This is a genomic window from Sphingomonas sp., from assembly GCF_035944535.1.
GTDB lineage: Bacteria > Pseudomonadota > Alphaproteobacteria > Sphingomonadales > Sphingomonadaceae > Sphingomonas_B.
The window spans coordinates 256828-265953 of record NZ_DASZBC010000010.1 but is presented as its reverse complement, the minus strand read 5'-3'; the positions used below and the strand labels follow the sequence as shown (position 1 = coordinate 265953).

Here is a 9126-nt window from a genome sequence, read left to right as displayed (position 1 = left end):
GGCTCGCCCGCGCGCTCCAGAAGCGCATTGGAGGCGACCGTCGTGCCCATCTTGACGCTGCCGATGCGCTCGGTGGGGAGCGGCGCCCCGTCAGCCAGCCCGAGCAGACCGCGGATGCCTTGGATGGCGGAGTCCTTGTATCGCTCAGGATTTGCGGAGAGCAGCTTATGGGTGACGATCTCTCCGTCCGGCCTCAGCGCGACGATGTCGGTGAAGGTGCCGCCGCGATCGATCCAGAAATGCCATTTAGCCGCTGCATTCGTCATGTCCGCCTCGTAGCTCTCGTGAGCGCAAGGGCAACTGGCCAAGCGTTCGTGGCGCGCTATCCTGTCGCCGCTGCTTGAGGCGGGGCAGGGAAAAGTTTCTTCATGGGCGCGGCGCGTCGGCTTAAGTCGGGCTGCGAAAGGACGGGCGTGGGCAGGAACCTGACACATCTCGAGCGGCTGGAGGCCGAGAGCATCCACATCATGCGCGAGGTGGTCGCCGAGGCCGAGCGCCCGGTGATGCTCTATTCGATCGGTAAAGACTCAGCGGTGATGCTGCATCTTGCCAGGAAGGCCTTCTTCCCTGCGCCGCCGCCTTTCCCGCTGCTTCATGTCGATACGACCTGGAAGTTCCGCGACATGTATGCGCTGCGCGAGAAGGCCGCGCGCGACGCGGGCATGGAGCTGCTGGTCCACCGGAACCCGGAAGCCGAGCAGCGGGGTATCAATCCGTTCGATCATGGCCCGCTCCACACCGACATGTGGAAGACGGAAGGTCTGAAGCAGGCGCTCGACAAACATGGCTTCGACGCGGCGTTCGGCGGCGCCCGGCGTGACGAGGAGAAGAGCCGAGCGAAGGAACGCGTCTTTTCCTTTCGCTCGGCCAATCATCGCTGGGACCCAAAGAACCAGCGGCCGGAGCTGTGGAACCTCTACAATGCCCGCAAGAACAGGGGCGAAAGCATCCGCGTCTTTCCGATCTCCAATTGGACCGAACTCGACATCTGGCAGTATATTCATCTCGAAGGCATCGAGATCGTGCCGCTCTATTTCGCGGCGCCGCGGCCGACGGTGGAACGGGATGGGCTGATCCTGATGGTCGATGACGTCCGCTTCCGCCTGGCGCCGGGCGAGCAGCCGGTCACCCGCTCCGTCCGCTTCCGTACCCTCGGTTGCTATCCGCTGACAGGGGCGGTCGAAAGCGAGGCGCGGACTTTGCCGGAGGTCATCCAGGAAATGCTGCTCACCACCACCTCGGAGCGACAGGGCCGCGCGATCGACAAGGACGCGGGCGATGCGTCGATGGAGAAGAAGAAGCAGGAGGGCTATTTTTGACGTGGAACGTCATGCGAAGCGTGAAGTCCACGTCAACCCCGGCCTTGAGCCGGGGTCCAGCTGCCTTTGGCTCCAAAAGAAAAGCGGGACCCCGGCTCAAGGCCGGGGTGACGGAGTGAATACGTGACCGACCATAGCTACCGCGCCGACGACCTCATCGCGCGAGACATCGATGCCTATCTTCATCGGCATCAGCATAAGTCGCTGCTGCGCTTCATCACCTGCGGGTCGGTCGATGACGGCAAGTCCACGCTGATCGGGCGGCTGCTCTACGATTCGAAGATGATCTTCGAGGATCAGCTCGCCGCGCTCGAAGCGGATTCGAAGCGGGTCGGAACGCAGGGGCAGGAAATCGACTTCGCGCTGCTGGTCGACGGTCTCGCGGCCGAGCGCGAGCAGGGCATCACCATCGATGTCGCCTACCGCTTCTTCGCGACGGAAAAGCGGAAGTTCATCGTCGCCGATACGCCGGGCCACGAGCAATATACCCGCAACATGGTGACGGGCGCCTCGACCGCCGACCTCGCCGTCATTCTGGTCGACGCGCGCAAGGGCGTGCTCACCCAGACGCGGCGGCACAGCTATCTTGCCCACCTGATCGGCATCCGCAACATCGTGCTGGCCGTGAACAAGATGGACCTGGTTAGCTATGACCGGGCCGTCTTCGACGCGATCGTTGCCGACTATCGTGCCTTCGCCGCTTCGATCGGGATCGGCGGATTCGTCGCCATGCCGATTTCCGGATTCAAGGGCGACAACATCACGGCGCGGTCCGCAAACACGCCGTGGTATGATGGGCCGCCGCTGATCGAGCATCTGGAGACGGTCGAACTCGATGTCACTGCGGAAGGGGCGAGGCCATTCCGAATGCCGGTGCAATGGGTGAACCGGCCCAATCTCGACTTTCGCGGCTTTGCCGGCCTGATCGCCAGCGGCAGCGTCCGGGCCGGTGAAGAGGTGCGCGCGTTGCCTTCGGGCAAGACGTCGCGGATCGCGCGGATCGTCACGCTGGAGGGCGACCTTGACGAAGCAGTGGCGGGGCAATCCGTCACCCTCACTCTTGAAGACGAGATCGATTGCTCGCGCGGCGACGTGATCGCGTCGGCGGGCGATCCGCCCGAGGCTGCCGACCAGTTCGAGGCGACGATTATCTGGATGGCCGACGAGCCGATGCTGCCCGGCCGCAGCTATTGGCTGAAGCTCGGCACCCAGACGGTCACCGCCAATGTTCAGGCGCCCAAATATCAGGTCAACGTCAACACGCTCGAACATGTCGCGGCGAAGACGCTGGAGCTGAATGCGATTGGCGTCGCCAACCTGTCGACCGACCGGCCGATCGTCTTCGAACCCTATGAACGCAATCGCACGCTCGGCGGCTTCATCCTGATCGACAAATTCACCAACGCGACTGTCGCTGCGGGCCTGATCCATTTCGCGCTGCGCCGGGCGCAGAACGTCCATTGGCAGCCGTTGGACGTCACGCGGGAACGCCGCGCCGAACTGAAGAACCAGCGGCCTGCCGTGCTGTGGCTGACCGGACTGTCGGGCGCGGGCAAATCGACCATCGCCAATCTCGTCGAAAAGAAGCTGGCGCGGATGAACCGCCACACCTTCCTGCTCGATGGCGACAATGTGCGCCACGGCCTCAACAAGGATCTCGGCTTCACCGATGCCGACCGGGTCGAGAATATCCGCCGCATCGGCGAGGTTGCGAGGCTGATGGCCGATGCCGGCCTGATCGTCATCACCGCCTTCATTTCGCCGTTCCGCGCCGAACGCGATATGGTCCGGGCGATGCTGCCGGAGGGCGAGTTCTTCGAGATCCATATCGACACGCCGCTTGCCGAGGCCGAGCGGCGCGACGTGAAGGGCCTTTATGCCAAGGCGCGCGCGGGTCAGCTGGAGAACTTCACCGGCATCGACAGCCCCTATGAACCGCCCGAGCGGCCCGAAATCCGCATCGATACCACGTCCATGACACCCGAGCAGGCGGCCGACGCGATCATCGCGCAACTGATCCCCTGAGGTCCGCCGCGCCTTGTGCGCACGGCTCTCTTGGCGCTAGGCGGCGCCAGGAGAACGGAGATCAACATGCGCGACATCGATCATTTCATCGTCGGCGGCCCGGGTGCGGCCGCGAGCCGATTCGGCGAGGTGTTCGATCCGAACTCGGGGGCGGTGCAGGCGCGCGTGCCGCTGGGCACGGCTGAGACGCTGGAGCGCGCCATTGCGGCCGCGCAGACCGCGCAACCCGCCTGGGCGGCGACCAACCCGCAGCGCCGGGCCCGCGTCATGTTCAACTTCAAGGCGCTTGTTGAAGCGAACATGGACGAGCTGGCGCGCATCCTGTCGTCCGAACACGGCAAGGTGATTGCGGACTCGAAGGGCGACATCCAGCGCGGGCTCGAGGTTATCGAGTTCTGCTGCGGCATCCCGCATGTTCTGAAGGGCGAATATACGCAAGGGGCGGGCCCCGGCATCGACGTTTATTCGATGCGCCAGCCGCTGGGCATCGGCGCCGGCATCACGCCGTTCAACTTCCCGGCGATGATCCCCATGTGGATGTTCGGCGTCGCCATCGCGACCGGCAACGCCTTCATCCTAAAGCCCTCCGAGCGCGACCCGACCGTGCCGGTGCGGCTGGCCGAGCTGATGCTGGAGGCGGGCGCGCCCGAGGGCATTTTGCAGGTCGTGCATGGCGACAAGGAGATGGTAGACGCCATTCTCGATCATCCGGCGATCAGCGCGGTGAGCTTTGTCGGCTCGTCCGACATCGCGCACTATGTCTATCGGCGCGGCGTCGAGGCGGGCAAGCGCGTCCAGGCGATGGGCGGCGCCAAGAACCACGGCATCGTCATGCCGGACGCCGATATCGACCAGGTGGTGAAGGACCTGTCCGGCGCGGCCTTCGGCTCGGCGGGCGAGCGCTGCATGGCCCTCCCGGTGGTGGTGCCGGTGACGGACAAGACCGCCAACGAACTGCGCGAGGCGCTGCTGCCGGCGATCGCCTCGCTGCGGGTCGGCGTCTCCACCGACAATGACGCGCATTACGGGCCGGTCGTGAACGCTGCGCACAAGCAGCGGGTCGAGAACTGGATCCAGACCGGCGTCGACGAGGGCGCGGAGCTGGTCGTCGATGGCCGCGGCTTCTCGCTGCAGGGGCATGAACAAGGCTTCTTCATTGGGCCGAGCCTGTTCGACCACGTCAAGCCGACGATGAAGTCGTACCAGGAGGAAATCTTCGGGCCGGTCCTGCAGATCGTCCGCGCGCCCGACTTCGAGACGGCGCTCAGGCTCCCGAGCGAGCACCAGTATGGCAATGGCGTCGCCATCTTCACCCGCAACGGCCATGCCGCGCGCGAGTTCGCGTCGCGGGTCAATGTCGGCATGGTCGGCATCAACGTGCCGATCCCGGTGCCAGTCGCCTATCACAGCTTCGGCGGCTGGAAGCGCTCGGCCTTTGGCGACATCAACCAGCACGGCATGGAAGGCGTGCGCTTCTGGACCAAGACCAAGACGGTGACGCAGCGCTGGCCTGACGGCTCGGCCCTGCCCAAGGGCTCGGAAGACGGCGGCCCTAGCCGCATTCAGGACGCGTTCGTTATCCCGACCATGGGCTGATTATGTGAGGAGTAGAGAGCAAGGCGCTTGAGCGCTTAAGCGAGTAGGCTCGAGCAGTTCCTTTCCGATGTGGCGGTATGGGGTGCATCGCGGACGCAGAAAGCACGACCGGAGATCGCGACTATCGCTAGCGAAGCTCGTGTAGGTGTCAGCTATCTCCGCGGTCGGTCGGGCTGGATCACGTTCCAGCCCGACCGTTGCCATTAGAAGCGTTGGCGTGCAGTGATGCCGAATGTACGCGGTTGGCCGATGTTGAAGCCAAGCCGCGCGCGACCGCCACGTTCGCGGTCAAACGAGAGCAGCGGGTTTTCGTCGAACAGGTTGTTCACATAGGCCTGCACTTCGAAACCGCCCTCGGTCGATACGCCAAGGCTGAAGTTGACGAGGGTGTAGTCCGGCAGCTTCAGGTCCAGCGTGGTGGACGCGTTCGCCGGCGCACCGCCAAAGGGCAGGCCGTGGACAAAGGTGCGCGGGTTGCTTTCCTGGTCGCCGGCCTGGGTGAAGCGATCGCCCACATATTGCACGCTGCCGCTGACGAACCCCGTCCAGTCGGCGCCGAGCGGGAACTCGTAGTTTCCGCTTGCGGACATCTGGAACTTGGGAACGGTCGGCAGGCGATTGCCATCGCGGATACCGGCGATCACCGCGCCGGTGGCGTCGAGCACGCTACTGTCGAACTTGGAATCGACATAGGTGCCATTGAGACTGAAGCTTAGCCCCTCCGCCGGGCGAGCGGACAGCTCGACCTCGAGGCCGGTCGCATGCGCCTCGGGCACGTTGAAGACGACGCGTGACGAGCAGCTGCCAGCATCGGCAGTTACCTGCAGGTTCTTGATGTCGTTGTGGAAAGCGGACGCATTGAAGGTCAGCCCGCCGAACTGGCTCTTGAAGCCCAGTTCATAGTTCCACAGCGTCTCGTCCTCGTAAGTTGGACGATTGCCGTAGATCTGCGCGTCCGGACCCGTCGCTCCGCCGGAACAGAGTGGAAGGTTCAGCGGATCATTCACACCGCCAAGGCGGAAGCCCTTGGCAGCCTGCAGGTTGACCGACACGTTCGCGCTCGGTTCCCAGGTGGCGATGAAGCGGGGTGTGAAGCCGTCCGACTTGGTACGGTCGGCAATGCGCCTGTCGCCATTTGAGAACAGGCCGCCAGAGATGAAGTCGCGCTTCTCGCTAAAGTCGTAGTAACGGCCGCCTGCAGTCAGCCGAACCTCTCCGAAATCGTAGCTGGCTTCGCCGAACACCGCCTTCTGCTCGATATCGTACGGGATATCGGCATTGTAGGGGGAGTTGAGCGGGAAGCCGTTGGCTACCGCTGCTGAGGTGCCCGCTCCCAAACGCGCATCGGTGAACGCGTCATAGCCTGGCGTCGGCAGCCGCTGAGCGTAAACGCGGTCGATCTTGGAATAGAAGCCGCCGATCAGCCATTGGAATGGGCTGGAGTTGTTGGACGCAAGCCGCACTTCCTGCGTCCAGGTTTCCAGATCCGTGGTGTCGCGCAGATTGGATGGCAGCAGCACTGCTGCGCTGGGGAATGCCAGATCGACCGAGACCGATCCGGTGAGCGCGCTGGCATCGCGCGATACGAGAATGTCGCGATTTATGTAGGTGGTGACGGAGGTGAGCGTCACCGCGCCGATGTCCACGTTCGCCGTCAAGTCGCCGAGCAGGGTTTCGTCGCGGAAGCCTTCATCGAGTAGCAGATATTGCTGGCGCTTGCCGAGCTGGATCGTCGGCCGGCTGGTCGTAAACGGATTGGCGAAAAGGTTATAGACTTCTTGCCGGTTGAACCCGTCCGTAGTGATCTTCTGATAGACCACGCGCGGCGTGATGGAGATGTTTTCCGTCGGTTGGAAAAGGACCGAAAGACGGCCGCCGTAACGCTCCCCGTCATTCACATTGCGATCGACTGCACCGCCTTCACCCAGTGCATCGATAAAGCCGCCATAGCGCGTGTAATAGCCTACGGCGCGGACCGCGATCTGCTCATTGACCGGCAGGTTGACCGCGCCCTTCAAAGAGCCGCCAACCGACCCGCCGTCGATCGTGTTGATATTGGCCTCTACCTGCCCTTCCATCCTGTCGGTCGTCGGCTGGTTTGTGATGTAGCGGACAGTGCCGCCAACCGAGCCCGAGCCGAACAGAGTGCCCTGGGGGCCGCGCAGCGTCTCAACGCGGTTCAGGTCGAATAGGTCGAGATCAGGCGTGAACAGCGAAAGCGACACGACGCTTTCGTCGAGGTAAACGCCGACCTGCTCCTTGACCCCCGGCTGATCACGGACGATCTGACCGGCCGACACGCCGCGGATCGAGACCTGGCTCTGGCCGGGTCCCAGATTCTGGATCGTCAGACCGGCAACATTGCGCGAGAGGTCTTCGAGCGTTCCCGCGCCCGAGCGCTGGATGTCCTCCTGCGTCTGCGCATTGATAGAGAACGGCACGTCCTGCAGCGAAGTGGCTCGCTTGGTTGCCGTCACGATGATGTCGGCATTATCCTCAGCCAGTTCGGCTCCGGCACCCTGTGCGCTCGATTGTGCCAACGATGGCGTGGACAATATGGTCAGCAGCAACGAGGTTCCAGCCAGCAATGCCGTCCGGCGTGCAATGCGAGACATGAGCAACTCTCCCTTGAATGTGTCTATGGCGCATCAATAGCGCCGGCTTCAGACGCGAGAAGGTGGAGCTGACATGCGCGTGTCTCTTTTGCCGCACGGTGTTGCTTTGTTGCGTCACCTGCCAAGTTCTTTCCGATCCGGTTGCGGGGATCGGGGCCGGTGCAAGAGGCGAGTGCCTTCGCTGCTAAAGCAGGAGACCCCTTCGCCAGACTAGGCGGTGCCCGAGGCCATGAACGCCTAGAGCGCAATCCGGCACAGCCGAACGCTGCGTGTTTTCACTTCCCGCCCCGAACAGGATGATGATGTTGAAACGTTGGTCTCGTCTCTTCAACTCCTCCCTCAAGCCGGGAGGCAAAGGCTCGCATGTCACCGCAGCTCGCCACGAAGCCGCCATATTCGCCCAGAAAAGTTCGAACCAGACCTGTCGGCCAGACTTCGCAAACCAAAGCTTTCCGGCAGTCAACTGCGTGGAGCGGGTAGCGGGAATCGAACCCGCGTATTCAGCTTGGAAGGCTGATGTTCTACCATTGAACTATACCCGCTCGGGGTGCGCCGCGACTGCCACGTGGACGACGCGCTCGTCAACCGGCATATCGGCGTGGGTGATGGCGGGGAAAGTCCGATGATCGAGGCGTTGCGCACTCCGGACAAGCGGTTCGACGGGCTGCCGGGCTATGGCTTCGCGCCTCATTATCGCGACGACCTGCCCGGTTATGAGGGGCTGCGCATCCACTATCTGGACGAGGGGACGCGAGGCGGACCGGTGTTCCTCTGCCTGCATGGGCAGCCCAGCTGGTCCTATCTCTACCGCAAGATGCTGCCGGTCTTTGCCAAGGCGGGCCGGGTGATCGCGCCGGACCTTTACGGCTTCGGCCGCTCCGACAAGCCGGTCGACGACCAGGTCTATACCTTCGACTTTCATCGGGGCGCGTTGCTCGCGCTGGTCGAGGCGCTCGACCTGCAGGACGTTACGCTCGTGTGCCAGGACTGGGGCGGGCTGCTGGGCCTGACACTGCCGATGGAGGCGCCGCAGCGCTATCGGAGGCTGATCGTGATGAACACCGGCTTCGCGACTGGCGATCGTCCGCTTGGGCCGGGCTTCGAGGCGTGGAAGGCCTATAACCGCTCCCAGCCCGATCTCGACATCAAGGCGCTGATGCAGCGTGCGACCCCGATCCTGAGCGATGCGGAGGCAGCCGCCTATGCCGCGCCCTATCCGGACATGCGCTACAAGGCCGGTGTGCGCCGCTTCCCCGAACTGGTGCCGGACCGGCTCCTCGCTCCCGGCGCGGAAACGTCGCGCCGAGCCCGCGACTGGTGGTCGAACGAATGGCAGGGTCAAAGCTTCATGGCAGTGGGAGGCGCCGATCCGGTGATCTCCGTCGAGGCGATGCAAGGCGTAAGGCGGCACATTTGCGGCTGCCCGGAGCCGATGATCGTGCCCGAGGCAGGGCATTTCGTGCAGGAATGGGGCGAGCCGATCGCCCGCGCGGCGCTGGCCGCTTTCGCCGCAGCGTCATGATCGTCGGCGTTCTTATCGCGTGCGGGCGCAGTTTCGTCCCGCCGATATG

The 9126-nt window shown here is 63.7% G+C and carries 6 protein-coding genes and 1 tRNA gene; 4 read left to right on the top strand and 3 right to left on the bottom strand.

Annotation, left to right across the window (positions count from 1 at the left end):
* On the bottom strand, positions 1-266 hold a 266-nt coding region (locus VGT77_RS11370; protein ID WP_327462625.1), incomplete at its 3' end, for a hydantoinase/oxoprolinase N-terminal domain-containing protein.
* Positions 267-413: 147 nt separating this feature from the next.
* Between VGT77_RS11370 and cysD the strand changes: the two genes are divergently transcribed.
* The 3 genes from cysD to VGT77_RS11355 all read left to right on the top strand — a co-directional run bounded on the left by cysD (position 414) and on the right by VGT77_RS11355 (position 4940).
* On the top strand, positions 414-1319 hold the full coding sequence (cysD, locus tag VGT77_RS11365) for a sulfate adenylyltransferase subunit CysD (protein WP_327462623.1): 906 nt from the start codon (positions 414-416) through the stop codon (positions 1317-1319).
* Between the two features lie 123 nt (positions 1320-1442).
* On the top strand, positions 1443-3344 hold the full coding sequence (gene cysN / locus VGT77_RS11360; RefSeq protein ID WP_327462621.1) for a sulfate adenylyltransferase subunit CysN: 1902 nt from the start codon (positions 1443-1445) through the stop codon (positions 3342-3344).
* Positions 3345-3410: 66 nt separating this feature from the next.
* Positions 3411-4940, top strand: a complete 1530-nt coding sequence (locus VGT77_RS11355; RefSeq protein WP_327462620.1) for a CoA-acylating methylmalonate-semialdehyde dehydrogenase — start codon at positions 3411-3413, stop codon at positions 4938-4940.
* A 203-nt stretch (positions 4941-5143) separates the two neighbouring features.
* On the opposite strand, the gene VGT77_RS11350 is transcribed toward VGT77_RS11355, so the two are convergent.
* Both VGT77_RS11350 and VGT77_RS11345 read right to left on the bottom strand, forming a co-directional pair.
* Positions 5144-7555, bottom strand: a complete 2412-nt coding sequence (locus VGT77_RS11350; protein ID WP_327462619.1) for a TonB-dependent receptor — start codon at positions 7553-7555, stop codon at positions 5144-5146.
* A gap of 468 nt (positions 7556-8023) precedes the next feature.
* Positions 8024-8097: transfer RNA gene (locus VGT77_RS11345), tRNA-Gly, on the bottom strand.
* A 5-nt stretch (positions 8098-8102) separates the two neighbouring features.
* Here VGT77_RS11345 and VGT77_RS11340 point away from each other — a divergent pair.
* Positions 8103-9077, top strand: coding sequence for a haloalkane dehalogenase (locus VGT77_RS11340; protein ID WP_327462617.1), 975 nt, complete (start codon positions 8103-8105; stop codon positions 9075-9077).
* The last annotated feature ends 49 nt before the right edge of the window (positions 9078-9126 follow it).